The following is a 1202-nucleotide window of genomic DNA, read 5'->3' as shown; positions in this document are numbered from 1 at the left end:
CCAATGGCACCAGCGGTTCGATCAGCGTGACTGCCCCGGACAACGTCTACGTTGGCAGCAACCCAGCGGTGGTCAACTCCATCGCGACCGTTGCGGGCGCGGATGTCGGCAAATTCGAACAGCTGACCCTGGACAAGACGCCGGTCAGCACCACCGTTACCGATGAACCAGGTACCCCTGGTACCCCAGGTGGCACCAACGAAGGTGACCTGGTCAAGGTCACCATCACGGCCGACCAGACTTCGGTGGCCGAGAACGTCAAACCGACGTTCACCGTGCACATCAACCAGCCGCTGGACCACGACCTGGTCGTGACCCTGAGCAACAATGCGACCGTGACCATCAAGGCCGGCGAAACCAGCGCGCCGTATACCCACGACGCGCAGGGCGATGACGTTTACAACGACGCCGGCGAAATCAGCGTTGGCATCAAGTCGGCGGTAGACGCTACCGGCGCTACCTTCGAGAACCTGCAGCTGGGCGGTGCGGCTACCGTTCAAGTGACCGATACCACCGACGAAGTCGTGGCCAAGCTGACCGCGACCCCTTCGGTCACCGAAGGCGGCGAGATCACTTACACCATCACCCTGACCAACAAAGATGGTCTGCCGATCAACAACCACGGGGCCCTTACCTTCACGCTGAGCGACGGCAAAACCGTCATCACCGTGCCGGCCAATGGCACCAGCGGTTCGATCAGCGTGACTGCTCCAGACAACGTCTACGTTGGCAGCAACCCAGCAGTGGTCAACTCCATCGCGACCGTTGCGGGCGCTGACGTCGGCAAGTTCGAGCAGCTGACTCTGGACAAAACTCCAGTCAGCACCACCTTGACCGACGAACCAGGTTCGGGTACTCCGGGCACTGGCAACCAAGGCGACCTGGTGCTGGTCACCATCACCGCCGACCAGACTTCGGTGGCCGAGAACGTCAAACCGACGTTCACCGTGCACATCAACCAGCCGCTGGACCACGACCTGGTCGTGACCCTGAGCAACAATGCCCAAGTCACCATCAAAGCCGGTGACACCAGCGCGCCGTATACCCACGATGCGCAAGGCGATGACGTCTACAACGACGCCGGCGAAATCAGCGTTGGCATCAAGTCGGCGGTAGACGCTACCGGTGCCACCTTCGAAAACCTGGAGTTGGGTGGCGACGCTTCGGTTCAAGTGACCGACACCACCGACGAAGTGGTGGCG

General features: G+C 61.4%; 1 protein-coding gene. It reads left to right on the top strand.

Translation table 11 applies throughout. The features are described 5' to 3' along the window. A partial coding sequence (locus ABI582_RS28615; protein ID WP_442120981.1) for an immunoglobulin-like domain-containing protein occupies positions 1 to 1202 on the top strand: 1202 nt, incomplete at both ends.

Origin of the sequence: Pseudomonas sp. SAS7 (assembly GCF_052112345.1) — a bacterium.
GTDB lineage: Bacteria > Pseudomonadota > Gammaproteobacteria > Pseudomonadales > Pseudomonadaceae > Aquipseudomonas > Aquipseudomonas putida_Q.
Note: the sequence above shows the minus strand (reverse complement) of the source record. Positions and strands in the feature narration are given on the sequence as shown.